General features: G+C 58.9%; 23 protein-coding genes and 1 tRNA gene. 17 read left to right on the top strand and 7 right to left on the bottom strand.

What is annotated here, in order from left to right:
- Positions 1-45: 45 nt before the first annotated feature.
- From ispE to pth, 5 genes are all read left to right on the top strand, one after another.
- On the top strand, positions 46-927 hold the full coding sequence (gene ispE, locus BLW10_RS06175) for a 4-(cytidine 5'-diphospho)-2-C-methyl-D-erythritol kinase (protein ID WP_091333135.1): 882 nt from the start codon (positions 46-48) through the stop codon (positions 925-927).
- 326 nt (positions 928-1253) lie between these two features.
- Positions 1254-1328: transfer RNA gene (locus tag BLW10_RS06170), tRNA-Gln, on the top strand.
- Between the two features lie 44 nt (positions 1329-1372).
- Entirely contained in the window at positions 1373-2326 is a 954-nt protein-coding gene (locus tag BLW10_RS06165) for a ribose-phosphate diphosphokinase (RefSeq protein WP_091333134.1), read from the top strand.
- Positions 2327-2606: 280 nt separating this feature from the next.
- Positions 2607-3209 (top strand): 50S ribosomal protein L25/general stress protein Ctc, encoded by a 603-nt coding sequence (locus BLW10_RS06160; protein WP_091333132.1) that lies wholly within the window; start codon positions 2607-2609, stop codon positions 3207-3209.
- A gap of 94 nt (positions 3210-3303) precedes the next feature.
- Positions 3304-3882 carry an aminoacyl-tRNA hydrolase gene (pth, locus tag BLW10_RS06155; protein WP_091333131.1) on the top strand — a complete coding sequence of 193 codons (579 nt, stop codon included), beginning with the start codon at positions 3304-3306 and terminating at the stop codon, positions 3880-3882.
- A gap of 22 nt (positions 3883-3904) precedes the next feature.
- Here pth and hemW read toward each other — a convergent pair whose 3' ends face one another.
- The 5 genes from hemW to BLW10_RS06130 form a co-directional block, all read right to left on the bottom strand.
- Complete coding sequence (gene hemW, locus BLW10_RS06150) at positions 3905-5065, bottom strand: radical SAM family heme chaperone HemW (RefSeq protein ID WP_091333129.1); 1161 nt, start codon at positions 5063-5065, stop codon at positions 3905-3907.
- 22 nt (positions 5066-5087) lie between these two features.
- Complete coding sequence (locus BLW10_RS06145) at positions 5088-6302, bottom strand: 30S ribosomal protein S1 (protein ID WP_091333127.1); 1215 nt, start codon at positions 6300-6302, stop codon at positions 5088-5090.
- 169 nt (positions 6303-6471) lie between these two features.
- On the bottom strand, positions 6472-6837 hold the full coding sequence (locus BLW10_RS06140) for a hypothetical protein (RefSeq protein ID WP_143117026.1): 366 nt from the start codon (positions 6835-6837) through the stop codon (positions 6472-6474).
- Between the two features lie 158 nt (positions 6838-6995).
- Positions 6996-9101 (bottom strand): ABC transporter ATP-binding protein, encoded by a 2106-nt coding sequence (locus BLW10_RS06135; RefSeq protein ID WP_245709126.1) that lies wholly within the window; start codon positions 9099-9101, stop codon positions 6996-6998.
- On the bottom strand, positions 9094-10506 hold the full coding sequence (locus BLW10_RS06130) for an ABC transporter permease (protein WP_091333124.1): 1413 nt from the start codon (positions 10504-10506) through the stop codon (positions 9094-9096). Before BLW10_RS06130 ends, BLW10_RS06135 begins: the two co-directional genes overlap by 8 nt.
- A gap of 428 nt (positions 10507-10934) precedes the next feature.
- On the opposite strand from BLW10_RS06130, the gene cbiB reads away from it, so the two are divergent.
- The 8 genes from cbiB (at position 10935) to BLW10_RS06090 (ending at position 18706) form a co-directional block, all read left to right on the top strand.
- Entirely contained in the window at positions 10935-11885 is a 951-nt protein-coding gene (gene cbiB, locus BLW10_RS06125) for an adenosylcobinamide-phosphate synthase CbiB (RefSeq protein WP_091333122.1), read from the top strand.
- Positions 11886-12060: 175 nt separating this feature from the next.
- Positions 12061-12981 carry an ABC transporter ATP-binding protein gene (locus BLW10_RS06120; protein ID WP_091333120.1) on the top strand — a complete coding sequence of 307 codons (921 nt, stop codon included), beginning with the start codon at positions 12061-12063 and terminating at the stop codon, positions 12979-12981.
- Positions 12978-13715 (top strand): ABC transporter permease, encoded by a 738-nt coding sequence (locus tag BLW10_RS06115; protein WP_091333118.1) that lies wholly within the window; start codon positions 12978-12980, stop codon positions 13713-13715. Before BLW10_RS06120 ends, BLW10_RS06115 begins: the two co-directional genes overlap by 4 nt.
- Positions 13716-13720: 5 nt before the next feature.
- On the top strand, positions 13721-15088 hold the full coding sequence (locus BLW10_RS06110) for a GldG family protein (RefSeq protein WP_425425885.1): 1368 nt from the start codon (positions 13721-13723) through the stop codon (positions 15086-15088).
- A complete protein-coding gene (locus tag BLW10_RS06105; RefSeq protein ID WP_091333114.1) occupies positions 15088-16146 on the top strand; it encodes a DUF4340 domain-containing protein in 1059 nt (352 codons plus the stop codon). Before BLW10_RS06110 ends, BLW10_RS06105 begins: the two co-directional genes overlap by 1 nt.
- A gap of 96 nt (positions 16147-16242) precedes the next feature.
- Positions 16243-17082 carry a bifunctional DNA-formamidopyrimidine glycosylase/DNA-(apurinic or apyrimidinic site) lyase gene (gene mutM, locus BLW10_RS06100; protein ID WP_091333112.1) on the top strand — a complete coding sequence of 280 codons (840 nt, stop codon included), beginning with the start codon at positions 16243-16245 and terminating at the stop codon, positions 17080-17082.
- 16 nt (positions 17083-17098) lie between these two features.
- Positions 17099-17998, top strand: a complete 900-nt coding sequence (locus BLW10_RS06095; RefSeq protein WP_091333111.1) for an alpha/beta fold hydrolase — start codon at positions 17099-17101, stop codon at positions 17996-17998.
- 171 nt (positions 17999-18169) lie between these two features.
- Positions 18170-18706: an NADH-quinone oxidoreductase subunit B family protein gene (locus BLW10_RS06090; RefSeq protein ID WP_091333109.1), complete on the top strand. Its 537-nt coding sequence runs from the start codon at positions 18170-18172 to the stop codon at positions 18704-18706.
- On the opposite strand, the gene BLW10_RS06085 is transcribed toward BLW10_RS06090, so the two are convergent.
- Together BLW10_RS06085 and phoU are read right to left on the bottom strand one after the other, a co-directional pair.
- Positions 18692-19681, bottom strand: a complete 990-nt coding sequence (locus BLW10_RS06085) for a TIGR00341 family protein (RefSeq protein WP_091333107.1) — start codon at positions 19679-19681, stop codon at positions 18692-18694. The genes BLW10_RS06090 and BLW10_RS06085 overlap by 15 nt on opposite strands.
- A 52-nt stretch (positions 19682-19733) precedes the next feature.
- Positions 19734-20399: a phosphate signaling complex protein PhoU gene (gene phoU, locus BLW10_RS06080; protein WP_091333105.1), complete on the bottom strand. Its 666-nt coding sequence runs from the start codon at positions 20397-20399 to the stop codon at positions 19734-19736.
- A 259-nt stretch (positions 20400-20658) separates the two neighbouring features.
- Here phoU and BLW10_RS06075 point away from each other — a divergent pair, with 259 nt between their 5' ends.
- The 4 genes from BLW10_RS06075 (at position 20659) to BLW10_RS06060 (ending at position 25140) form a co-directional block, all read left to right on the top strand.
- Positions 20659-21156, top strand: coding sequence for a PH domain-containing protein (locus BLW10_RS06075; RefSeq protein WP_091333104.1), 498 nt, complete (start codon positions 20659-20661; stop codon positions 21154-21156).
- Between the two features lie 76 nt (positions 21157-21232).
- Positions 21233-24262: a response regulator gene (locus BLW10_RS06070; protein WP_177169000.1), complete on the top strand. Its 3030-nt coding sequence runs from the start codon at positions 21233-21235 to the stop codon at positions 24260-24262.
- Positions 24250-24747: a L,D-transpeptidase gene (locus BLW10_RS06065; protein WP_177168999.1), complete on the top strand. Its 498-nt coding sequence runs from the start codon at positions 24250-24252 to the stop codon at positions 24745-24747. Before BLW10_RS06070 ends, BLW10_RS06065 begins: the two co-directional genes overlap by 13 nt.
- A 6-nt stretch (positions 24748-24753) precedes the next feature.
- Entirely contained in the window at positions 24754-25140 is a 387-nt protein-coding gene (locus BLW10_RS06060) for a PF20097 family protein (RefSeq protein WP_091333100.1), read from the top strand.
- Positions 25141-25176: the final 36 nt, after the last annotated feature.

The raw sequence follows: 25176 nt of genomic DNA, 5'->3' as shown, positions 1-25176 counted from the left end.
CTGCATCATCCTGTTAATCCTGTCCATTCAATCGATTGACGGCCCATGACCGATACCACAGCTCCACACTCTGCGATCACCCGCCCGCGTGCTGACGCTTGGCCCGCTCCGGCCAAGCTTAACCTGATGCTGCGCGTTGTCGGGCGGCGTCCTGATGGCTATCACGAATTGCAGACGGTGTTTCAATTCATCGATCACGGTGATTGGCTCTGGTTCGACGTGCGCCCAGATGGAATCGTGCGCCGCTGTGCCGCGCTCGACGGTGTGCCCGAGGACGACGATCTCACCGTCCGTGCAGCACGGGCGCTGCAACGCGCCACTGGCTGTCCGCTCGGCGTCGATATTCACTGTGAAAAGCATCTGCCGATGGGCGGCGGCTTAGGCGGCGGCAGTTCCGATGCCGCAACCACGCTGGTGGCGCTTAATCAACTCTGGGGCACTGGACTGGACACTGACGCGCTCGCTGCACTCGCGCTGCCGCTCGGTGCCGATGTGCCGGTGTTCGTACACGGTCATGCGGCTTGGGGCGAAGGCGTCGGTGAGCGTCTCGAACCGGTCACGCTGCCTGAACCCTGGTATCTGGTGCTGATTCCGCCCTGCTCGGTCGCCACGCGCACGATTTTTCAGCATCCAGACTTGACACGCGACTCACCACCCATCACACTAGCGGACTTTCTAAGCGGGGATGTCACGAACGACTGTTTACCGGTCGTCCGACGCGAGTATCCCGAAGTCACATCGGCACTCGATTGGCTCTCTGCTTGGGGTGGTGGTCGGTTAACCGGTACTGGAGCGTGTGTATTCGCTGTGTTTGATGATGCAGCCCGCGCCCATGAAGCGTTAGGCAACCTACCCGCTGCGCTGCACGGTTTTGTTGCCAAAGGTCGCAACCGTTCGCCGCTGCTGGAGCCGCTAGCTGATCGCTGATTTTTGCTCAAACGTGTTGATAGATGCTCAGGATGAGCATTGCTTGAGACCGCTAACAGCGGTTTAACGACGAGCTGATAGAGGACATTGCAAGTGGCCAGGCTTCGGTTTGGCGCTTTACCGCACGGGGATGAAACCTCTGGAGAGCTTGATCGATTGAGGGAATCCGGCGCCACTGAGCGTCAAGGGCTTGAGTTGGGCGGTTCGCCGCGTCAACCAAGTGCAGATAAATCCATTGAGCAAGTTCGCTCAAGTTAAATGGAGCAGCATCTCAGCCAGCATTAAACGCACCGCATCACCCATCTGTTCGCGTCTGTACCCAACATTGGGGTGTCGCCAAGCGGTAAGGCACCGGGTTTTGATCCCGGCATTCCCAGGTTCGAATCCTGGCACCCCAGCCACTTTCCGTTTTTTCTCTCACCTTCGCGCAGACAGGAATTCACCCGTGCCTGCAAGCCAACTCATGGTTTTCTCTGGGAACGCCAATCCGGCGCTGTCGGCTGAAATCGTCGCTCATCTCAGTCTCCCACTCGGCAAAGCAGTCGTCGGCCAGTTCAGCGACGGCGAAGTGATGGCCGAGATTCAGGAAAATGTGCGCGGTCGGGATGTGTTTGTTGTCCAGCCAACCTGCGCCCCGACCAACGATAACCTGATGGAACTGCTGGTCATGATCGACGCGCTGCGCTGGGCATCGGCCAAGCGCATCACGGCGGTCGTGCCCTATTTTGGCTATGCGCGTCAGGATCGCCGCCCGCGTTCGGCGCGAGTGCCGATCACAGCGCGTCTCGTCGCTAAGATGATTAGCAAATCGGGCGCAGATCGGGTGCTGACCGTCGATCTGCACGCCGATCAGATTCAGGGCTTTTTTGATATTCCGGTCGATAACGTCTACGCCTCGCCGATTCTGCTCGGCGACATCTGGCGGCAAAAGCATGATGATCTGATGGTCGTCTCGCCCGATGTCGGCGGCGTGGTGCGGGCGCGGGCGCTGGCCAAGCGGCTCGATGATGCCGATTTAGCGATCATCGACAAGCGCCGCCCGCGTGCCAATGAAGCGCAGGTGATGAATATTATCGGCGACGTGGAAGGCCGTTCTTGTGTGCTGGTTGATGATTTAGTCGATACCGCCGGCACGCTCTGTCGGGCGGCTGAGGCGCTAAAAAATCATGGCGCAAATAAAGTACTGGCTTATTGCACGCATCCGGTACTGTCTGGCCCGGCAGTTGAAAATATCAGCAATTCCGTGCTTGATGAATTAGTGGTCACCAATACGATTCCATTGAGCACCGCCGCTCGTGCGTGCGGCAAAATTCGGCAGTTAAGCATCGGTGAATTATTAGCCGAAACCATGCGCCGCGTGTCAAATGAAGAGTCGGTGAGTTCGCTGTTTGTCGATTAGGTGCTGATTCCAAATGCAGTGCGTTTGAGTGCCATGATTATAGACAGGATTAACAGGATGATTCAGGATTAACAGAATTTATAAAAAACGATTATTCGTATCCTGTTAATTTTGAATCATCCTGTTCATCCTGTCTAATTCCTCTCTCAACGCCTAAAGCGCACTGCCAGAAATTATCAACTGTTTTTTTTAGAACAGTTGGTCATCAAGAGCGCCGGGATCCTGGTCGCGGGATTCCGGCGCATGTGTTTTTACGATCCAAATCAACTGGAGAACGCCCATGAGCGTGAGTTTTGAAGTCATTGCACAGCCCCGCACGGCGTCTGGGAAGGGTGCGAGCCGCCGCCTGCGCCGCACGGGATTGGTTCCGGCTATCGTCTATGGCGCACATCAAGATCCGGAAATGATCTCGGTGTCGCATAATGAATTGCTGAAGCATTTGGAGTATGAAGCGTTTTATTCGCATGTGCTCGATCTGAAAATCGGCGAGACCACGACAACGGTGGTGCTGAAAGATATGCAGCGTCATCCGGCCAAACCGTTTATTTTGCACGTTGATTTTATGCGCGTGTCAAAAGATGAAAAGATCAAGATGATTGTGCCGCTGCACTTCGTCAATGAAGAGAAGAGCAAGGGCGTTAAGCTTGGCGGCTTGGTGTCGCATTCGATTACCGAAATCGAAATTGTCTGTTTGCCGCAAGATTTACCCGAATTTATCGCGGTCGATATGATCGAGATGGAAATTGGTTCAGTGGTGCATCTCTCCGAACTCGCGCTGCCAGCAGGCGTTGCACTAGCTCATGCGCCCGATCCAGATGAGCCGGTGGTGGTGATTCACGGCGCTCGCACCGGCGCTGATGAGGGCGAAGAGGCTGCCGCTTAATCGCTGGTTTTGCCGCCGACTCTCGCGCTGTTATTCATTGACGCTAGATAATTGTTGAGAGTCGGCATCGTGCTTATTCGATCATTTAATAACCATGTCAGCGACTGGGATTGAATTAATTGTCGGGCTGGGCAATCCCGGTACGCAATATGAAGCGACGCGCCATAATGTCGGTTTTTGGTGGGTTGACGCAATTGCACACGCCCAGCAAGTGTCTTTTCGTGCTGAAGCAAAATTTTTCGGGGAATTAGCGCGGGTGCGCCTAGCCGGTCAAGAGGTGCGCTTATTAAAACCTGCTACCTATATGAATCGCAGTGGTCAAGCGGTCGTTGCGGTGGCGCGTTATTTTTCGATTCCGCCCGAACGGATTTTAATTGCGCATGATGAACTAGATTTGCCAGTCGGTGTGACCCGAATCAAGCAAGGCGGCGGCCATGCCGGACATAATGGCTTGCGCGATAGTATTGCAGCATTGGGATCCCGCGATTTTTGGCGATTGCGCATCGGCATTGCGCACCCGGGAGATCGCGCACTGGTGACCAATTATGTATTGGGGCGTCCGGCGCGTGATGATGAAAGCCGGATTCGTGATGCACTGGCAGCGGCTGAATTACGCTTGCCGGATTTAATCGCCGGGCAGTTTCAGCAGGCGATGAATCAATTGCATCGTTGACTGGGATGCTTTCAGCTTTCAGTTATTCGGCTATAAATCGCGCTACTAGATCATCCAGAAAATCGCGTCCGCGTAGTGTCGGTTGAATCCATCCTTCGCCAATTTCCAATAAGCCATCGGCTGCCGCTGCTTGGAGTTGCGGGGCAATGCGCGATATGGGCAATCCGGTCGTAGCCGTGAATAATGCTGGATTAAATCCAGCCGTCAGTCGCAGTGCGTTGAGCGCAAATTCAAGAATTAAATCCCCGTCATTGAGCACGGTACGCTGACCGCTTGCTTGGTGCGCGGCGCTGTGTAAATAGGTATTTGGATCAGTCGGTTTGACGGTGCGCCAAGTGCGCCCATCTGCGGCACGCAGCTTGCCGTGTGCGCCCGCGCCAATGCCGAAATAATCGCCGAATTGCCAATAATTGAGATTGTGCCGACATTCACGGCCCGCTTGCGCATAGGCTGAAACTTCATAGCGCCCATAGCCAGCGCGTTCCAGTGCGTCCGCTCCCATCCAACCGATCTCGGCGACCGTATCCGCGTCCGGCAGTGCCGGCGGTCGCGCACCAAAGGCGGTGTCGGGTTCGAGCGTGAGTTGATAGTAAGAAAGATGTTCCGGTTCGAGCGCCAGCACCGCGTCAAGATCGGTCTGCGCCTGTTGCGGCGTCTGTTCGGGCAGGCCAAACATCAGATCCAGATTGAGATTCTCGAATCCCTGAGCGCGGGCGATCTGTACCGCTGTTCGCGCATCATCCGGCGTGTGGATACGTCCGAGCCGACGCAGGGCGTCAGCAGCGAGACTTTGCACACCAATGGAGAGCCGATTGACGCCCGCCGCTCGATAGTCCGCACAATGCGCCGCAGCGATTGTGCCCGGGTTAGCTTCGAGGGTGATTTCCGCATCAGGACTGAGCGGGACGCGGGCGCGGATGCCATCGAGCAGGCGGCGGATGGTCGCGCCGGGAAAGAGACTCGGCGTGCCGCCACCGATAAAAATTGAACTGATGGGCCGCTGCGCCGCCAGTTCGCGCTGTTCGCAGTCCAGATCGCCCAGCAGCCGCTCGACATAGGCCGCAAATGGCGGGACAGTGCGCCCGCCGCCGACCGGATGCGAGTTGAAATCACAATACGGACATTTGCGTACACACCAGGGCAAATGGATATAGAGCGCCAGCGGCGGTGCGACGGACGCCATGCCGAACTGCGCCGACCGCGCCTCAGCGCCCTTTATTGAGGCTTGCTTGCAGCAGTGCGCCAAAACTGCCGATGCTCTTTTCTGCCGGTTTGTTAGGCGCGGGTTTTTTGGCCGCGACAACGACCGGAGCGGCTGGATCGACTTCGCGGTTTTCGACCAGTGACAGACTGATCCGCCGCCGTTCCAGATCAACGCCGAGCACAGTCGCCGTCACCTCATCGCCGTCTTTGAGCACTTCGCTGGGATGCTGGATGCGCCGACCGGCTCCCAGTTCGCTGATGTGTACCAGCCCATCGACGCCCTGTGCCAGCTCGACAAAGGCGCCGAACGGCTGCAAGCGCACCACCCGCCCTTGAACGCGGGTTCCGGCTGGAAATTGCTCAATCGCATCAAGCCAGGGATCGCGGCTCAGGGCGCGGATCGAGAGCGCGATCTTGTCGCGTTTTTTGGCCTCGGTCGCCGGTTCCAGACGCAACACGCTGACTTCGACCTGTTGCCCGACCTGTAAGACTTCTTTTGGGTGCTTGATATGACCGAACGCCAGTTGGCTGATATGAATCATGCCTTCTAAGCCACCAAGATCGACGAACGCGCCATACTCTTTGAGTGAGGTAACGGTTCCCGTCAACACCGCGCCCTCTTTCAGTTCCGCACGCAGGGCATCGGCCTTGATGCGCTGTTCTTCTTCCAGCAGTGCGCGACGTGAAACAACTAGATTAGGCCGCCGTCCGCCCTCAAACTTGGTGATGCGGAAATCGAGCCGCTGGCCGACAAATTCGGACAGATCTTCGATAAAACGGATGTCGATTTGCGACGCCGGACAGAAGGCACGCACGCCCGCAACCTGCACTTCGCATCCGCCCTTGACTGCGCCCGTAACCTGCCCCTGTACTGGCAGCCCTTGACGGTAAGCGCGTTCGAGTTCGTCGAGACCGTGATATTTGTGGCCGTGCTGACTGCCGAGTAAGAGCATCCCGCTCTCGTCGTCTTTGCCGGTGACATGGGTCGTGACCGTATCGCCGATGGCGTATTGAAGCTGGCCTTCCGCGTCGCGGAGCGCGGCCAGATCCAAGCGCCCTTCCGACTTCGCCCCCAAGTCAACGAAGGCAAATTCCTCGCCAATAGCAATCAGGGTGCCGCTGACCGGATCACCGACGGCAGGTTCGCCTTTTTGGGCTTGCGGGTGGGTCTGGTCGAACTCGTTGAGTAAATCTTCGAAGCTTGCGGACTCGGACATGGTGAGACGAACGCCGTGAAAAGGGATGAAACGGACTATTGTAGGGCGGATCGCGCCGACGGGAGCGGTTTTTTCAGCCGTTTGGCGGCGAATGCGGGCAGCGGGCGGGTGAGTACGTGCGGATATGTGGTACCTGGACAGCTTAATCAGGTACCGTGAACGGGCAAGCTTAAGGCGCTTTAGGGGTGGCTGGGGTCGTGCTGGCTGGCGCTTTCGCGGCTGGAGTCGTCGCTGCCGGAGCAGATTTGGCGGCAGGCGCTGAGGTCGTCGGTGCAGATGCTTGAGCGGCTGTCGGTGTCGCGGCTGCATCTTTACTGCGTGGCTTACCCATGCGGCAATGACTGGAAACCTGAATACCATCCTTGCGCGTGTAACCGTCCATCCAGCGGCACTCTTCACGCGCCGCACAGGTCGCCTGATCGAGTCCTTTGCATTCGGACGCAGCAAAAACCGCTGGCGTTGTTAGAAACAGAACGGGCACAGTTGCAGCAAATAACCTAGAGCGAAGTAATGAGCGCCGTGTTGTATCACGCATAGTTTATAACTCCAATTCGTTCGTAGATGTTGAAAAAGCGACGCACTGGACAACGGCTAACGGGCTAACGATAAAACGCAACGGGTTTTATCACATTTTGATTCTTGAAACGAGCGTTTACAATCTTCAAGGACTTGACACCCGACATCTGCAAGCATTCAATCCGTCAATCCCGCCGCCACCGCATGACAGCACACACGCCGCTTAGTGCCCAGTCGTGTTTCGACCGGATAATGATGGCGACAGATCGCCATGACCTCGGGGCAGCGCGGATGAAAATGACACCCCGACGGCGGCTGACGCGGCGAGGGCATATCGCCATCGAGCTGAATGACCTGCCGCCGTCGCGTCGGATCAATCACCGGCACCGCTGAGAGTAGCGCCTTCGTGTAAGGATGACGCGGATCATCCAGCACTTCATCCACCGGCCCATGCTCGACTACCCGCCCCAGATACATCACCGCGACCTTGTGCGCCAGATAGGGCACAACCGACAGATCGTGGGTGATAAACAGATACGCTAATCCAAGCTGTTCTTGTAAATCCTTGAGTAAATTGAGAATTTGCGCTTGAACCGACACATCCAGCGCACTGGTCGGTTCATCGCAAACGATGATACGTGGATCGAGCGCCAGCGCCCGCGCAATGCACAGCCGTTGCCGCTGACCGCCAGAAAATTCGTGTGGATAACGGTTGATCGCTTCGGGATCGAGTCCGACCAGTTCCAGCAATTCCGCCACGCGGCGCAGACGGTCGGCACGTTTCGGGAGAATACGCAGGGCGTGCAAGCCTTCGCCGATGATGTCGCCGACAACCATGCGCGGATTCATCGAGGCGAAGGGATCTTGAAACACAATCTGCAAATCTTTGCGAAACGCACGCAGGCGGCGATGACTCAGGCCGATGAGTTCTTGCCCGCGATAGCGTACCGAGCCGCCGGTCGGGGGCACGAGTTGCAGCAAGCCTTTGCCGACTGTGGTTTTGCCGCACCCCGATTCACCGACCAGCGCCAACGTGCGTCCGGCGTAGAGATCGAGCGAGATGCCATCAACAGCGCGAACGTGGCCGACAATACGCCGCAACAGGCCGCGATAAATCGGGAAATGCACTTGTAAGCCGCGCATGGTCAGCAGCGGTACCTGCACCTCGGCGGCGGGTGTGGGCGTTTCGGGCGTGATCGCAGCAGGCGCGGGCGTGGGGGCGGAATCGACTGTCGTGTTTGCTGACGCTACGACAAGCGGCGGCGCAGGGTGAATGCTTAGTTCGTCTACGCGATGACAGCGCACGCCGCGCCCATCAGCCAGCGTGCGCCATGCGGGATGCTCTTGATGACAGCGCGGCTCGGCATTCGGGCAGCGTTCGACAAAACGACAGCCGCTCAACTGCGCATCGAGCGGTGGCACGCGCCCAGGAATCACCAGTAAGCGTCCGCTGCGCTGGTTGGCATCAGGGAGACTGGCCAGCAGACTGCGGCTGTACGGATGCAATGGCTGGGCAAAAAACGCGGCCACTGGCGCGGTTTCGACCAACTGCCCGGCATACATCACCGCCAGCCGCTCGGCGGTCTCAGCGACCACGCCCAAATCATGGGTAATCAGCAGCATGGCCAATCCCGATTTAGCCTGCACGCTTTTGAGCAAGCGCAACACCTGCGCCTGAATCGTCACATCGAGCGCCGTGGTTGGCTCATCAGCAATCAGCACCTGCGGATCACCGGCCAGCGCCATCGCCATCATGATGCGCTGTTTCATGCCGCCGGAAAGCTGATGCGGATATTCGGTTAGCCGCTGTACCGGCGCGGGGATGCCGACCGCCCGCAACAGCGTGAGCACCCGCGACCGTACCGCCTCCGATGCAGCGCCCTGATACAGCCGCACCGCCTCGCCGATCTGGGTGCCGACGGTCAGCACCGGATTGAGCGCCGTCTGCGGCTCTTGAAAAATCATCGCCAGTTGACCGCCGCGCACCTGACGCATCTCGGCCTCAGTCAGGGTCAGCAGTTCGGTGCCAGCGAGTCGCACCGATCCGGCGACAATCCGCCCCGAATCGGGCAGCAGCCGCATCAATGACAACGCCGTCAACGATTTGCCACAACCGGATTCACCCAAGAGCGCGACCGTTTCGCCACGGTCAAGCGTTAGCGTCAGCCCATCGACCACGCGCAGCGGCTGGGCGGGATTGCCCAAAATGGTCGTCAGCTCGGTGATCTGTAACAGCGGTTCGGCCTGCGATTCTGGCAGCGGTTCGGGCAATGACTCAGACACGGTTTAGCCTCGGATCAAACGCATCCCGCACCACATCGGCAAACAGATTCGCCGCCAGTACCAGCGTAAACATAAACACAAAGGCCGCTGCCAGCGACCACCAGACGACCGGATCACGGGCCAGTTCGAGCCGCGCACTGTTAATCATGTTGCCCCAAGAGTGCATGGTCGGATCGACGCCGATATTGACGTAAGACAGCACAGCTTCCGCCAACACCAGCCCGCTAAAATCGAGCGCCAGCGTAATCAGCACAATGTGCATCACATTGGGCAGAATATGGCGGGTGATGATGGTGAAATGTCCGACGCCGAGCGCGTGCGCGGCTTGCACATAATCGATCTCGCGCAGTTTTAAGGCCTCGCCGCGTAGCAGCCGACACAGCCCCGTCCAACTAGTCACACCCAAAATCAAACACAAACACAGCAGTCGCAGATCGGCGCGTTCGACCAGACTGGCGAAGGCATCGGCATGATTGCTCATGTACACCTGAAGCATCAGAATGGTTGCGGCAATCAGCAGCACGCCGGGGATGGAATTGAGCGTGGTATAGAGATATTGAATAACATCATCGACCCAGCCGCGAAAATAACCAGCCATGATGCCGAGCAAAATCGCCGCCGGAAGCATGATGAGCGTGGTTAGCGTGCCGATCAGCAGCCCGGTGCGGATGCTTTTGAGCGCCTGATAGAGCACATTTTCGCCAACCTTATCCGTGCCGAGCACATGGTATGTGAGCGCCAATTCACTGATGCCGCCGACCAGCAGCAACAGCAGCAACAGGGTGCTCAACGCGGTGCGCCAAGGTAAGCGCGTGCGTCCGCGCAGGATACAGCCGAGCACGGCGCTGACGGATTGTTGCTGGCGCACCGCTTGCCACAGTATGAGCGCGACCACCAGCAGCGCCCACAGGATCGCGCCCTTGGTCAGACCTGTGAGTGCGCGATGGGTGATGTCGTCCCAGCGGTCGCGCTCAGGATCGACCAGATGCGCCCCGCCGTATTGCAGACGTGGATACGTGCGCAGCACTGTGCCGTCAGGTTGATTAAGTGCGTCTTTGGTGTGGAGATGGGTCGCAAAGGGCGCGGAGTAGGTTTTTTCCTGCTGGGTGCGCAGGTCGCTCAGGATGAGATCGAGGAGACTGAGCACTTCGGGCGCGTAGCGGATGTCGCCGGCAGCGTCGGGTTGATCGAGTTTTAAGCGCAGATGGACGCTATCTAACAGCCCGATGCTCCCGTAGGCTAATAATACAATTAGCGTTGCGATCCCGACCCGCGAGTGCAGCACACGCAGCCAGGGTGCGCGGAGATGCGCATGACGGGCAGCCCACACCGCAAACAGCGCGATTACGGCCAGCAGCAAGAAAACCAGGGCATCCGTCCAGAGGACAACGGGAATCAATGGCATGGAGCTTCTATCCGGCGCAAACGTGATCCGATCCAGCCACAGCAACAACGCGAGCACGGCAGCGGGCTGAATGGGGTGGCACTGATGGATTTTCGTTAACACCTGTTAACGCGCACGTGTTTGGTCACACATGGCCCCATCCGGCAAAGTCTGTACCATGCACAGACGCAAAACGATCTAATGGATGCTTTGAGTTTTACACCAGCAGCCAGTCGTGCTGGAAACCCGATACTCAAACGTGTTAAAGACCGATGCTCTTGGTTATCGAGCATGTGGAAACATGTACCAGTTACTTAAGTCTGTCAAGTGCTTTTCATGTTAATAAAACGGTATAATTTAATAGATTTTGTTAACAAATTTACCACTATTTGATAGCTCTTTGCGTCCTTTGCGGTTTATAAAAAACAATTTTCAGGATCTGATTTCACATGAACGACCCGTTGGTGTTAATTCTCGGCGCTTGTCTGCTCGATGCGCTCTTCGGCGATCCGGTGTATCGGCTGCATCCGATCCGGCTCATCGGTCATTGGAGTCTGTTGTGTGAGCGGCTGCTATTCGCTCGCGGCCTGAACGGACGCTGGGGCGGGGTAGTGCATTGGTTGCTGATCGTCGGCGCAGCTGTGGGCGGCTGGTTCGCGGTGCGATTGGTACTGATGGCGCTGCATCCGGCGCTGGCGTTCATTTGGGATCTGTTCATCGCCTACAGCCTGCTCTGTACCCGTGAACTGCTAGAACAGGGCTGGCGTCTATGCCGCGAGCTGGATGATCTACCGGCGGCGCGGCGGCGGTTGTCACTGTTGGTCGGGCGCGATACGGAGCCGCTGCAACGCGATGGGCTAGTGCGGGCGACGCTCGAAAGTCTCTCCGAAAATCTGACCGATGGCGTGCTGACGCCGCTGTGGGCGCTCTGTCTGTTCGGATTGCCTGGGCTGATTATCGTCAAGGCGATTTCGACGCTCGATTCGATGGTCGGCTATAACAATTCACGCTATGCGCAATTTGGCTGGGCGGGCGCACGCAGTGATGATCTGATTCACTGGCTTCCAGCGCGATTATCCGTACCGCTGCTGGCGCTGGCCGCGACGCTACGCGGTGAGCATCCGTGGCTCGCGGTGCGGGCGGCTTGGCGGTATCACGCGCTCTTGCCGAGTCCAAATTCGGGGTGGAGCGAGGCGGCCTGCGCTGGGGCACTACGGGTGCGCTTGATCGGCCCAGTGTGGCGGCATGGTCAGCTTGTGACCGCAACCTATATGGGCGATCCCGAGTGGCCCGCCGATCTCAGCGCCGCCGATTTGGAGCGCGGCTTGTGGCTGATCTTGGTCGCCTGTGGGTTGGCGCTGGGACTGGGATTACTGCTGCACGCGCTGCTGATGCGTTGATGCAATCGGCTCAAGCCGTTCAACAGCGCGGCCAGCATTGTGTTAAGGACTGGATGTTCGTTACCATCGCGAGCGCTTCCAGCCTCCAGCGTTCAGCTTCCAGCAGTTTGGTTAAGCGCGTCTTTCAATTACGCCCGATTAACAATCAACCCGGATTGCCACGCTTCCCGCCACAATGGACACACTCGTTCGCGCCACCGCGCTCAGTCGTCAGTTTGGCCAGCATTCGGCGCTCTCCGATGTCGAACTGTGTTTGGAGCGCGGACAGGTGCTGGGATTGCTGGGCGCAAATGGTGCGGGCAAAACCACCTGTCTCCGGCTGTTAAGTGGACTGCTGGCCCCGACTGCCGGGCGCATTGAAATCCTCGGCATTGATCTCGTGCGCCAGCCGCTTGCCGCCAAGCGTCACCTCGGTTATCTCCCCGAACGCCCGCCGCTGTATCCCGAATTGCGTGTTGATGAATATCTCACCTACTGCGCCCGCTTGCAGCGGCTGCCGCGTCGCGCTATTGCGGAAGCGGTGGCCACCGCCAAACAACGCTGCGGTTTGGACGAGCATGGGCGGCGATTGATTGCCACCCTCTCGCGGGGTTATCGGCAGCGGCTCGGCTTGGCGCAAGCGATCCTGCATCGCCCGGCGGTGCTGATTCTCGATGAGCCGACCGAAGGTCTCGATCCGGTGCAGATGCGCGAGTTACGCGGCTTGATCCGCGAGCTGGCGCAGGATGCCGGCATTATTTTGTCCAGTCATCTGCTCCCCGAAGTGCAAGCCGTGTGTGATCGGGTGATGATTCTGCATCAAGGTCGCGTGCGGCTCGATGCGGCGATCCAGACCAGCCGCCCGACCAATCGCTGGCGCGTGCAGTTGGGCGAACCGCTTGCGGTGGAGGCGCTCAAGCTACTGGCTCCGGTGGCGGAGGCGCAGGCATTGGGGTCAAATCGCTTTCAAATTGAACTGTGCGAGGGCACGAACTCGGCGGATTTGGCGCGGGCGCTGTTGTTGGCGGAACTGGATTTGTGTGAATTAGCCCCTGAGCGCAGTGATTTAGAGCGCACCTTTTTTGATCTGATCGGCGCGGAGGAGCAACACGGATGATCGGCACCATCGCGGCCCGCGAAATCCGCACCGGACTGGTCACGCCGCTGCTGTGGGTGTTGCTGGGATCGGGGCAAATTGTTTTAGCTTGGATTTTTCTGCACGTCATCGAACGCTTCAGCGGACTCGAAGCCAGTGAGAGACTGGTCTCACTGACGCAAGAACTGTGCGTCAATCTCTTCGGGCTGGCGGCGGTGCTGACCATGCTGGCCGCGCCGCTGTTGGCGATGCGGATGCTTAGTGCCGAACTGCGCGACGGCAGCTATGAACGGCTGGCCGGTGCGCCGGTGCGCGTCGGCGAAATCGTACTCGGAAAGCTCATCGGGTTAGCGGTGCTGTTGACGCCGGTCTGTTTACTGCCAGCGGCGAATTTGGCCCTATTAACCGGCATCACGCCGCTTGATCTGGGGCAGATTGCAGCGGCAACGCTGGGACTGTGGTTAGCGGCGCTGTTTTTTGGCGCGATTGGACTGCAAGCCTCTAGCCTCACTGAGCAGCCGGGCGCGGCGGTGTTGCTGGCATTCGGCGTGCTGCTGCTGTTTTCGATCATCGGGCAGGCCGAGACGCTGACGGCGCAGGATCTCTCGCTGTTTGGCTGGTTGGCGTGGAATGAACACCTGTTTCGCTTTTTGCTTGGCATGGTGCGCCTGAGTGATCTCGGCTATTTCCTCGGATTTATCGGCCTGTTTTTAGCACTCACCCATCGTCATCTTGCCAATCGTCAGTTGGATTAATGCCTGTGAATCAGACTGTTCCGGCTGTTGTGCGTCGCATCGGGCGCGTTCTGACCGATGCGCTATTTGTGTTCTTGCTACTCGGCTGCGTTATCGCCGCTGGCTGGCTGATCGCTCGCCATGATGTGCATTGGGATTGGACGCACACGGCTAGTCATCAACTCACGCCTGAAAGTCGCGCCATTGTGCAGCGACTCGATGCGCCATTGCGTCTAACCGTGTTTGCCGATCCCGCCTCACCGCTGGCGCGGATGATCGGGCAACTGCTGGAACGCTATAGCCAAGCACTAGCCGATTTAGACATTCGCTATCGGGATCCGCGCCGCTTTCCCGAACAGGCGCGTGAGGCTGAGGTGTCGTTGCAGGGGCAGATTTTGCTCGAATATCGTGGCCGCCGCGAAACGCTTGCCGAGGTCAGTGAACGGGCGATTTCAGCGGCGATTGCGCGGCTGGCGCGGCCGCGTCAAGCCTGGGTTGCGGTGCTGGAAGGACACGGCGAGCGGGCGATTGACGGCGACCGCCCCGATGATTTCGGGCGACTGGGCGCGGAACTGCGCGAACTTGGCTTGATCGCCCGCCCGCTGGATTTAGCGACCGTCAACGCCGTGCCTGAAAACACGCGCTTAGTCATCCTCAGTCAACCGCGTTTGCCGCTATTTCCGGGTGAAAGCGAGGCATTGATCGCGTTTCTGGATCGCGGCGGGCATCTGTTATGGCTGCTCGATCCCGGGCCGCCGGTGGGCTTAGAACCGCTGTCGGCGTATCTCGGCTTAACGCCGCTGCCCGGTCAGGTCGCCGAACCGACCGCACTGGAACGCGGATTGGAGACCGCAGCGGTGGCGCTGCTTGACAGCTATCCGGTGCATCCCCTGACCGCCGATCTCAGCGCCACCGCCGTGTTGCCGGGCGCACTGGCATTTGCCACTGAGGTTGCGCCCGGCTGGATGCTGGCCACCTATCTCAACAGCAGTGCGACAAGCTGGAACGAAACCGGCGCGCTTGCTGCACCGCTCACCCAAGATGAAGTCATCGGCGAGCGCAGCGGGCCGCTGCCGGTGGTGTTGGCGCTCACGCGCACCCTGCCGAATGCCGCACCCGAACAGCGGGTCATCGTGGTCGGTGATGGCGATTTTCTCACCAATGCCCAGCTCGATCTGGCGGGCAATCGGGCGCTGGGGCTGGCGCTGGTGCGCTGGTTAAGCAGCGGCGAAGACTTGCCGACTCTGCCCCCATTGCTGACCGCCGCCGCACCGCTGGAGCTGAATGACACCCAACGCCCCTTACTCAGCGCGGGTACGCTGGTACTGCTGCCGGGGGCATTCCTCTTACTCGGGCTGGGGATACGCTGGTGGCGTTGGAGGGTAGCGGAATGATGGGACGTTGGCTGATCAATGGGGCACTACTCACCCTGTTACTTAGCTTGGGGCTACTGATTCGCGCCGAATTACAGCAAGCACAGGTGATTCCGACCCTCACGGACATGACGGCAGCGGACTTGTATCGCGTCGAGATTCTGCGCGATGGTGAGCCGACGATCACCCTGACGCAAACAGCGATTGGCTGGCGACTAGAAACGCCGCTGCAAGTCGATGCCGATAATCATCATGTCAGTCAATTACTTGGGCTGCTCGACGCGCCGGTCGAGCGCAGTTTTCCGGCGCAAACAGTCGATCTGCGCGAACTCGGTCTCTCGCCGCCCAAAGTTCGACTGCGCTTAGATGCGCACGAACTCCACTTCGGCAATACTGACCCCATCGGTCACGGGCGCTATGTTGCCAGCGATGGGCTAGTGCATCTGATTCAAGATCGATTTCAACATCGGCTAATTGCGCCGCCGATTGATTTTGTTTCGCGGCAACTGCTGCCACGCGATTTCAGCCCGGCATTTGGACGACTAGGCGGCATTCCGCTCACGCCGGAAACGCTGAACGATTTAGCGCGACTACATGCCGAGCGCGTCGAAGTGCTGATGACCACGCCGAGCGGTGCGCCGGTCGCGCTCAAAGCCAACGATGGGGTCACACTGCGCTTTTTAGTCTCGGAAGATCGGCGACGCTGGGCGCGGCTCGATCAGCGGCTGCTCTATGTGTTGACGGAGCCGCCTGAACTGACACTCGATCCAAATTTAAGCGACCCGACGCCGCCGGAGCCAACTGCGCCACTGGATGCACCGACTGAACCGCTGCCGGCGGCTTCCGGTGATGCAGCCGATCCGTTTACGGCACCGGGATCGCCGACTGATGTGCGCATGACCGATGACCCGCCGGTAGTGCGCTTGACACCGGATGGGCGCGAAATTCCAGTAACCGATGCCGACATGGATGCCGAGCAAGACGCCGCACCATCGCCAATCCAACTGCCTGGCGAACCTGACAAGCTCGCGCCGAGTGGTTTTGGGCAAGATCCGTTCGCGCCTGATCCGACGCAGTAGCCATGTCTGAAAACCAAAAATTTTCTGCGTATTTCCGCGCTTTCAGCGGCAAAAAAGCGAAAAACTGGAGCTTCGTGACCAGAAAACACAATAGCCATGCCCGAACTACCCGAAGTTGAAACCACCTTACGCGGTATCCAGCCGCATCTTGACGGTCGGCGCATCCGGCGCTGGATCGTGCGCCAGCCGCGTTTACGTCAGGTGATAACGCCCGACATGCCGGAACAGGTCGCCGGACAGTTGATTTGTTCGCTGCAACGGCGGAGCAAATATCTGCTCATCGGACTAGAACGCGGCAGTCTGCTAGTGCATCTGGGGATGTCGGGCAGTCTGCGCATGGTCACGGCGGCCAGTCCACCGCGCCCGCACGATCATCTCGATCTACTGCTCGACGATGGCGGCTGCCTACGCTTTCACGATCCGCGCCGTTTCGGAACCTTTATCTGGATTACACACACGCCTGAACAGGCACTCAGGACGCATCCGCTGCTCAAGGATCTCGGCCCCGAACCGCTCGGCCCAGACTTCAGCGGCGAGTTACTCTACCGCCGCAGTCGTACCCGTCGCGTAGCCATCAAAGCATTCATCATGGATCAACGGGTTGTCGTCGGCGTGGGCAATATTTACGCCAATGAAGCCCTGTTTCAGGTCGGGCTGCATCCGGCGCGTACCTGTGCATCGCTCACAGTCACCGAATGCGAGACGCTGGCCGCTACGATCCGCGCGTTACTCGCCGCCGCGATTGCGCAGGGCGGCACAACACTCCGTGATTTCGTCAACGAAGCTGGCCAGCCCGGTTATTTCGCGCAACAGCTTCAAGTGTATGGGCGCACCGCTGAACCCTGTCCCCGCTGCGGTCAGTCGATCCAATCCCAGCGCATCGGGCAGCGGTCGAGTTTTTATTGTCCGAGCTGTCAGCCGCCAGCCCGCAACTGATTAGGTATTCAACGCCATGAATCCGCACGCCGCTCGCTCACCCCAACTCCCTGACGCCATCGCCGCACCGCATTCCGTGTTCACCAGCCGCGATGGTTGGCAACTAGCCTATTATGCTGAATTAGCGCAATTAGGCCGTCCGCTGGTGCTCATTCACAGCATTAACGCCGCGTCGAGCAGTTTCGAGATGCGCCCGCTGTTTGAGCATTATCGTCTGTCACGTCCGGTCTACAGTCTGGATCTACCCGGCTTTGGGCACTCGGAACGCCGCGCTACCGGTTACACGCCCGCACTCTATGCACAGGCGATTGCTGATTTTCTCACTCAGATTGTTGGCGCAGCGGCGGATGTGATCGCGTTGTCTTTGAGCGCCGAGTTTGCCGCGCAAGCTGCGCTCTCGGTGCCCGAGTATCTGGCCTCGCTGACGCTGATCTCGCCGACTGGTTTTGGGGCCGAGCCGCTGCCCAGTTCCAGCCCGGTCGCCGCGTTGCTCGACTGGCCGAAGATCGGGCGCTGGCTCTATAGTCTGGTGGCCTCGCGGCGCAGTATCCGCCATTTTCTCACGCGCTCATTTGTCGGGCCGGTGCCGGAAGCCTTGATCGATTATGCGTGGCAGACTGCGCATCAGCCCGGCGCACAGTATGCGCCACTGCATTTTTTGGCGATGCGGTTGTTTACACCTGATGCGATTGATCTGCTCTACGACCGGCTGACAGCGCATCCGGTGCTGGTCATCGCCGATCAAGACCCGTACATCCGTTTTGAACGGCTGCCGAGCTTTATCGCCCGTCACGATACCTGGCACCGCGAAACGCTGGCGCCACACCGAGGGCTGCCACATTGGGAGAAGCTGGCCGCGACTGTGGGGGCACTTGAGGCGTTTTGGGCGCAGCCGCCGCTTAAGCGTGGGAACTAAAAGCATGAGTCAACATTGGGAGAAGCTGGCCGCGACTGTGGGGGCACTTGAGGCGTTTTGGGCGCAGCCGCCGCTTAAGCGTGGGAACTAAAAGCATGAGTCAACTGATTCTCGACGTTCCAGACGAAACGCTGCTGTTACGCAGCCTCACCCGCACCGAGATCATCCAGCATGTTTCGCATCCTTCGCCAAGCCCTGCGCATCGGCGTCATAACCGAAGCCGCGCCCCAGCCGCCGGACACGGAATCGGACGCCGAACTAGAACAACTCGGCCTGCAACTGCGCCGCCGCATCGACGCCCGTTTTGGGCGCAGTCTCGCGATCCGGCAGGTCGATGCTGGTTCCTGCAATGCCTGTGAACTGGAAATCCACGCACTTAACAATCCGTATTACGATCTTGAGCGGTTCGGCGTGCAGTTTGTTGCCTCGCCGCGTCATGCGGACGCGCTGCTGGTTACGGGGGTGGTTTCGCGTCACATGGAAACCGCCCTGCGGCGCACTTGGCGGGCAACGCCGGCGCTGAAATTCGTCATCGCCGTCGGTGACTGCGCCTGTTCGGGCGGTGAGTTCGGCGTCTCTTATGCCAGCTGTGGTGCGGTGGAACAGGTGATTCCGGTCGATGTGAAGATCAGCGGCTGTCCGCCCACACCACTAGCACTGTTGCGCGGTCTGCTCGCCGCTTTTGATGATGAATTAAATCGGCAGTAGCCGATAGCGGCGCTCCAGCACAATCAGCGTCAGCACCGCCAGCGTCAAAATCCACACCAACACATAAATCACCATCGCACGTTTCGCTGTTTCTTTCTCTAGCCACTTGCGCGGGCGGATGCCTTTGAAAAAAAACACGATCTTGCTGGCCAGATTGACGCTGACCACATTGATCGCCAACAGCAGCAGCGCCCCAAGCGCCAATTCGGGATGACCTTGACCGAGCATCAAGCCCACCGTCGCCGCTGGCGGCAGCAACGCCACCGCCACCATCACGCCAACCAGCACGCTTGACAGTCCGGTCGTCACCGACAATGCCGCCGCTGCACCCGAGGCCAGCGCCAGCACCACCGAATCTAAGCCCGCATCGGTGCGTGAAAGCACTTCGCGGCTGGTTAATTCCGTCGGCCACAACCAGCCGAGCACAACCGTGAGCACAATCGCCAACGCAATGCCGATCAAGACGGTTTTGACCGAACGCCGCATCAGTGGCACATCACCGAGCGCCGTGCCCAAACTGAGCGCCAAATTCGGCCCCAGCAATGGCGCAATCACCATCGCGCCGATGACGACAGCAACATTGTCCTCAATCAAACCGATGGCCGCGACCACGGTTGAGAGCATGACCAAAATCAGATAATTCACGCCCAGCCGCGAGTTTTTATCCATATTTTCGTAGAGCGCCTCGCGGGCCGCTGGCGCGGAGTCCTCATGTTGACGCGCCGCTTCATCGGGCGGCGGAATGCTGGCTTCAACCGCGAGGACGACAATCCGCGCCGACGGTTGCGCACCGAGCAAGCCCTGAAGCAGATCGAGCAAGCGTTGCACTTGGTTATCGCGTACCAGTAAGCGAATGACGATGAGACCATCCGGCCCGACTGGCCCGAACCGGACATCGAGTGCCTTAACACGCTCGGCTGCCGTGCGTACCGTTTCGGCGCTCCCCGCGCCAATCATGACCTCAACATATTTCATAGTGGCGGCCTAGAAAATGAATGCGGGAACAGCTTAACTCGGCTGAATCGGCTTAATCCAAATCCGGCGTATGTCCAGAAACGACATAGATCGCGCGCTCGGCGACATTGGTGGCGCGGTCGGCGACGCGCTCATAGTTATGCACAATCCACAGTAAATAGGTGCCAGTGGCAGCAAAGGCCGCATCGGCGCGCATCCGTTCGAGCACCTGCGCGATAAAGGCATCTTCTTCGCGGTCAACTGCGGATTCATTAGCAACGGCGGCGCGTAAGGTTGCCTCATTGCTGTTAGCCATAAAAGCCGCCAGCGTCTGTTCGAGCATTCCGATGGCTTCAAGCGCCAGCTCGACAATGGCCGCGACCGGCTCGGCGGGCAACGTCCCCTCGACATCGCGCACCAGAATGCGGGCAACATCGGCAGCATAATCGCCGATGCGCTCCAGCTCTGAAGCCAATTCCATGCAGGCACCGACGGCGCGTAAATCCTCGCCCGCTGGCTTATAGGCCGCCAACGTGACCAGACATTCTTGCTCCAGCGAGCGGCGCTGTTGGTTAATCAGCAGATCGCCGTCGATGATGCGTTCGGCCAGTTCGCGTTCTTGGGTTTTGAGACACGTAACCGACTGATGCAGCGCCGCAACCACCCGCGCTCCCAGCTCGCCCACCGCTGCCTGTAGGTGTAAACGGCGTTTTTGGATCAAATTCAAACTGTCAGGCATTGTTCCATCCTCGGTTTAGTGTATGCGTGCGGCGGTGAGTGCAACGTCATTGCTTGAATCCAGCATCATAAATCCACAAACACGCAATTGGCGACCGCTCGCGCCGACTGTATACGATGCGGGTGCTGCTCCGACAGCGTAAATATCCGTGATTGGATGCGTGACAGTGGCTAAATTAGGGTAATTTCGTAAATAATGTGAATTGTGCCAGCAGATTATGCCATCGCACACACACCGCCTTCCGACTTGAGGACGCCCCATGCCTGACATCCGCTATGACGCGCACCCCTCGCTGCTGCGCTCGCACCCGTTCGGAACCCTATTTAACCTGTTGCTGATACTCGGCGGTGGGCTGGTTGCGGCATTTGGCGAACAAGTTGGCGAACAGATGACGGTGCTGCTGCCGCCGTTTATTTGGACACGCATTGATATGCAGCTTCTACACTGGATTAGCCTCGGCGTCAGTGGGCTGGCGCTGCTGCAACTGCTCGGTTGGTGGATTGCGGGTTTGACCGATCATTTACGCATCAGCGGCGATGAAATCCTCTGGACGCATGGCCTGCTCAATAAACAATACACGGAAATTAACATCAACTCCGTGCGCACGGTGCGCGTGCAACAAACGCTGTTACAGCGGCTGCTCAATGCCGGTGATGTCAGCCTGTATACAACCGGCGATGCGCCCGAACTGGTGGTGCGCGGTCTGCCCGATCCTGGACGGATTCGCGAGCTGATTCGGTTTCAATCAAACGTCTGAACACGTTACGCGATCTAAACGCATCACCGCCGCTCTTCGCATCCTGATGCTATCGCCGCCAACCAGCCCTGCCCAGATGACCACAACTCCCCCCGCAGCGGATGCGACCGGGCGCGGCTGGATCTACGCGCTCTATTTTTTGCTGATGAGCGTGCTGGTCAGCAGTCTGCTGCTGTATTTTTTGATTTACACCCATCGTCAGACCGAACGCTCGATTCAGGACGCTTGCATCAATGAAGCGCAGGTGATCGCCAATCAGCTCGATTCGATGTGGCGGCGCATCGATACCTCGACGGCGCTGATTGCCGAACGCTTTCACGACCAGTTGCTCGACCTCACCTCCGCTGACTTATATGCCCCGAACCATCCGCGCACGCGGCGCATTGAAGCGGAATTGACCGCGCTGGCGCGTAACTTTCCCGAAGGTGCCGGATATTTTGTGTTTGATCGGCAGGGCGTACTGCGGCTGGCCAATGATCGAACAGTTGTCGGCACGCGCATCACTGATCGCGACTATTTTCGCACCAGTCTCGCCGCGCCGAGTACAGCACTGCGTTTTTCGCCGACACTCATTAGTAAACTCACCGCGCAACGGGTGCTTGTTGGCTATCGCGCCGTTGTCGATGACGCCAATCAACTACAGGCGCTGATTGTTGCGGTCATCAATCTGGAATATCTGGAACAAAGCTTTGCGCATATTCGCGTCGGCAAACAGGGCATGATTAGCGTGCGTCGCCGCGACGACAGCACCCTAGTGGTGCGCTGGCCGGTGATCGCTGACAAGCTCAACTCACCGGCGCTCGACACACCGCCCTATCAACAGATTCTCAGCGGTGCCGAACGCGGCGTGGTGCGCTATATCGGGCTGAGCGATGGGGTCGGGCGGGTTTTTGCCTATCACACCATCAGCGACTTTCCGTTTTACGTGCTGGTTGGGCGTTCGATTACCGAACAGTTTCGGTTTTGGCGTACCAGTGCGCTGGTCTCCATCGCCTTAACCCTCGTAGGACTGGGTTTTATCGCGCTGTTTTTTTATCGGTTGCGCCAAAGTGAGCGCGTGTTGCGCCACAGTGAACAGCGGTTCCGCGATCTGGCGATGATGCTCAGTGATTGGGTCTGGGAAGTCGATATCACCGGACGCTACACCTATGTTTCCGAGCAAGCTGAACGGATTCTCGGCTATCCACCAGCCGCGATGCTGGGGCGCACCGTGTTTGAGTTTATGCCGCCCGAGGAAGCGGCGCGGATTAGCGATGTCTTCCGCGACATCGTGACGCACGCGGCACAGTTCCGCGATTTGGAAAATATTTGCCTGCACCGCGATGGCGGTCGGCGGGTGATTATCAGCAGCGGCACGCCGATTTTTTCCGAATACGGCGAGTTGATCGGCTATCGCGGCGCGGATCGTGACAGTACCGAACAGCGTCGTCTGGCCGATGAGCTGGCGCAACATCAACATCATCTCGAAGAATTGGTCACCCAGCGCACCGCTGAACTGGCCGCCGCCAAAGATGAAGCCGATGCCGCCAATCATGCCAAAAGTCTGTTTTTGGCCAATATGAGCCACGAAATCCGCACGCCACTCAATGGCGTGCTGGGGCTGGCGCAGATCGGCTATCGTGATAGCAGCGGCAAAGCGCAGGCGTATTTTGCCCGCATTCTCCATTCTGGGCGGCTACTGCTGGGCGTGATTAACGATATTTTGGATTTTTCCAAGATCGAGGCCGGCAAACTCACCATCGAATCCGTGCCCTTTGCGCCGCGTCAGTTGGCGCTTGATTGTCTGGCACTGATGGCCGAACGCGCCGCCGAAAAAGGCGTGCATTTGACCGCGCAGCTTGCTCCCGCGTTGCCGGCTGCCTGTCTCGGCGATCCGACACGCTTGACGCAAATTTTGCTCAATTTGCTGTTCAATGCCGTCAAATTCACCGAACAGGGCACGATTACGCTCGATGTCGCGCCCAATCCCGACACCAGTCGCCTCTGTTATCGCGTCACAGATACCGGCATCGGCATGACGCCGGAACAGCTTGGGCGATTGTTTACGCCTTTTGAGCAGGCTGATGCCAGCACCACGCGCAAATACGGCGGCACCGGCTTAGGGCTGTCGATCAGTTACGGGCTGGCGCGGTTGATGGGCGGGGAGATTCAGGTCACCAGTGCGCTTGGTCAGGGCACCTGTTTTAAGTTGTGGCTGCCATGTCAGCCGGTTGCGGCCACCGCCTTGCGCACCACTGAAATCGCCGACATCCCGCCCACCTCACCTCAGCAGCGGCTCGCCGGTCTGCGCATCTTGGTTGCGGAAGATAACGAAATCAATCAGTTAGTCATCAGCGACATGCTCAACCGTGAAGGCGTACAACTGACGCTGGTGAGCACTGGACGCGAGGCGGTGGCCGCTGTTACGCAAGCCGTTGTGCCCTTTGATCTGGTGCTAATGGATGTGCAGATGCCCGAAATGGATGGGCTGGAAGCCACGCGCCGCTTGCAGGTGCTGGCTCCAACCCTGCCGATTATCGGCCAGACCGCACACGCGCTGCATGAGGAACTGGAGAAATGTCGGCAGGCCGGCATGATCGAGACGTTGACCAAACCCATCGACCATGAGCAATTAGTCGAGCGCGTGCTGCAAGTGATCCGGCTGACCGCCGCTGCCGAGACGGCCGCGCTCGCGGTCGCGCCGCCGTCTGATGCGCTCACGGCGTTAGAGCAGCAGTTGCGTGACCGCCATCCGGGGCGCTACGTGCTGTTGGTGGAAGATGAGCCGATCAATCAAGAAGTCGCGCTGGCGCTGCTGGTGGAGGGTGCGGGCTTGCGCGTCGATGTCGCTGACACCGGACGTGAGGCGCTCGCGCTTGCTCAGAGCCGCGCTCAACGCTATGACCTGATTTTGATGGATAGCCGGATGCCCGAAATGGACGGACTGGAAGCCGCGACGGCGATTCGCCAACTGCCCGGCTATGCCACTGTGCCGATTCTGTCGATGACCGCGAGCGATCTGGGCGAGGATATTCAAGCCTGTTATGACGCTGGCATGAATGACCGCGTGGCCAAGCCTATCGATCCGCATGACCTCTATCAAACGCTGCTCAAATGGCTACCCTGACCGAGCGGCGCCTGCTGATTGATCTCGACACCCAAGCGTTGACGCTCGTCAACGGCGCAGTCGTGCTCGGTCGCTATCCGGTTTCGACCGGCGCAAACGGGGCTGGTGAACACATCGGCAGCGGCTGCACACCACGCGGACACCATCGCGTGCGCCTGCGCATCGGGGACGGCTGTCCTATCGGCACCGTGTTTCGCGGACGCCGCCCGACCGGTGAAATTTATTCGGCGGCGCTGGCCGCTGCGTATCCCGAACGCGATTGGATTTTGACGCGGATTTTATGGCTCACCGGCTGTGAGCCGGGGCGTAATCGCGGCGGCGCGGTCGATACGCTGCGCCGCTTTATTTACATTCATGGCTGTCCCGATTCGGAGCCGCTCGGCTTGCCGCGCTCGCATGGCTGCATTCGTTTGCACAGCCGGGCGCTGCTCGATCTGTTTGAGCAGACGCCGAATGGAACAGCGGTTGAGATTTATGGAGGCTGAAGCACAGTGAGCACGCAGAGCGGATTTATCATCGCCGCTGGGCTGGCGCTCAGTGCCTTACTGGCGTTGTGGTGGCTGGTGCGCCATCTGCAACGCCAGACGCAGTGCGTCGCGGCGACTCCCGATCTTTGGACAGATCGGGATTACTGTTGTCCGGCGTGCGGTCAGCCGATGCAGCCGGGCTGGCTGCTTTTGGGCAAAGGCGCAATCTGGACAGAACGCAACCAACGCCCACCCAGCACCTTTGCCCATCTCGGTCAGGCGCTGCCTAACACCATCAGTCTCGACTGGCGACCAGCCAGCAACATGAGCTGGCGCTGTCATTCCTGTCAATTGCTGCTCGTCGATCACGCCAAGATGATCCGTCCCGCAGCGTCGCGTCGGCTGTCCTGAAGCGAATCGCGCAGCGGAACGTGTCGCCGTGTGAAG

This window comes from Allochromatium warmingii, from assembly GCF_900107145.1.
Taxonomy (GTDB): Bacteria; Pseudomonadota; Gammaproteobacteria; order Chromatiales; family Chromatiaceae; genus Thermochromatium; species Thermochromatium warmingii.
Note: the sequence above shows the minus strand (reverse complement) of the source record. Positions and strands in the feature narration are given on the sequence as shown.

What these genes read in the sequence shown, in the direction of transcription:
- ispE (WP_091333135.1), top strand. Translation starts at nt 46, where the DNA reads ATGACCGATACCACAGCTCCACACTCTGCGATCACCCGCCCGCGTGCT.
- BLW10_RS06160 (WP_091333132.1), top strand. Translation starts at nt 2,607, where the DNA reads ATGAGCGTGAGTTTTGAAGTCATTGCACAGCCCCGCACGGCGTCTGGG.
- pth (WP_091333131.1), top strand. Translation starts at nt 3,304, where the DNA reads ATGTCAGCGACTGGGATTGAATTAATTGTCGGGCTGGGCAATCCCGGT.
- hemW (WP_091333129.1), bottom strand. Translation starts at nt 5,065, where the DNA reads ATGGCGTCCGTCGCACCGCCGCTGGCGCTCTATATCCATTTGCCCTGG.
- BLW10_RS06145 (WP_091333127.1), bottom strand. Translation starts at nt 6,302, where the DNA reads ATGTCCGAGTCCGCAAGCTTCGAAGATTTACTCAACGAGTTCGACCAG.
- BLW10_RS06140 (WP_143117026.1), bottom strand. Translation starts at nt 6,837, where the DNA reads ATGCGTGATACAACACGGCGCTCATTACTTCGCTCTAGGTTATTTGCT.
- BLW10_RS06130 (WP_091333124.1), bottom strand. Translation starts at nt 10,506, where the DNA reads ATGCCATTGATTCCCGTTGTCCTCTGGACGGATGCCCTGGTTTTCTTG.
- cbiB (WP_091333122.1), top strand. Translation starts at nt 10,935, where the DNA reads ATGAACGACCCGTTGGTGTTAATTCTCGGCGCTTGTCTGCTCGATGCG.
- BLW10_RS06120 (WP_091333120.1), top strand. Translation starts at nt 12,061, where the DNA reads ATGGACACACTCGTTCGCGCCACCGCGCTCAGTCGTCAGTTTGGCCAG.
- BLW10_RS06115 (WP_091333118.1), top strand. Translation starts at nt 12,978, where the DNA reads ATGATCGGCACCATCGCGGCCCGCGAAATCCGCACCGGACTGGTCACG.
- BLW10_RS06105 (WP_091333114.1), top strand. Translation starts at nt 15,088, where the DNA reads ATGGGACGTTGGCTGATCAATGGGGCACTACTCACCCTGTTACTTAGC.
- mutM (WP_091333112.1), top strand. Translation starts at nt 16,243, where the DNA reads ATGCCCGAACTACCCGAAGTTGAAACCACCTTACGCGGTATCCAGCCG.
- BLW10_RS06095 (WP_091333111.1), top strand. Translation starts at nt 17,099, where the DNA reads ATGAATCCGCACGCCGCTCGCTCACCCCAACTCCCTGACGCCATCGCC.
- BLW10_RS06090 (WP_091333109.1), top strand. Translation starts at nt 18,170, where the DNA reads ATGTTTCGCATCCTTCGCCAAGCCCTGCGCATCGGCGTCATAACCGAA.
- BLW10_RS06085 (WP_091333107.1), bottom strand. Translation starts at nt 19,681, where the DNA reads ATGAAATATGTTGAGGTCATGATTGGCGCGGGGAGCGCCGAAACGGTA.
- phoU (WP_091333105.1), bottom strand. Translation starts at nt 20,399, where the DNA reads ATGCCTGACAGTTTGAATTTGATCCAAAAACGCCGTTTACACCTACAG.
- BLW10_RS06075 (WP_091333104.1), top strand. Translation starts at nt 20,659, where the DNA reads ATGCCTGACATCCGCTATGACGCGCACCCCTCGCTGCTGCGCTCGCAC.
- BLW10_RS06070 (WP_177169000.1), top strand. Translation starts at nt 21,233, where the DNA reads ATGACCACAACTCCCCCCGCAGCGGATGCGACCGGGCGCGGCTGGATC.
- BLW10_RS06065 (WP_177168999.1), top strand. Translation starts at nt 24,250, where the DNA reads ATGGCTACCCTGACCGAGCGGCGCCTGCTGATTGATCTCGACACCCAA.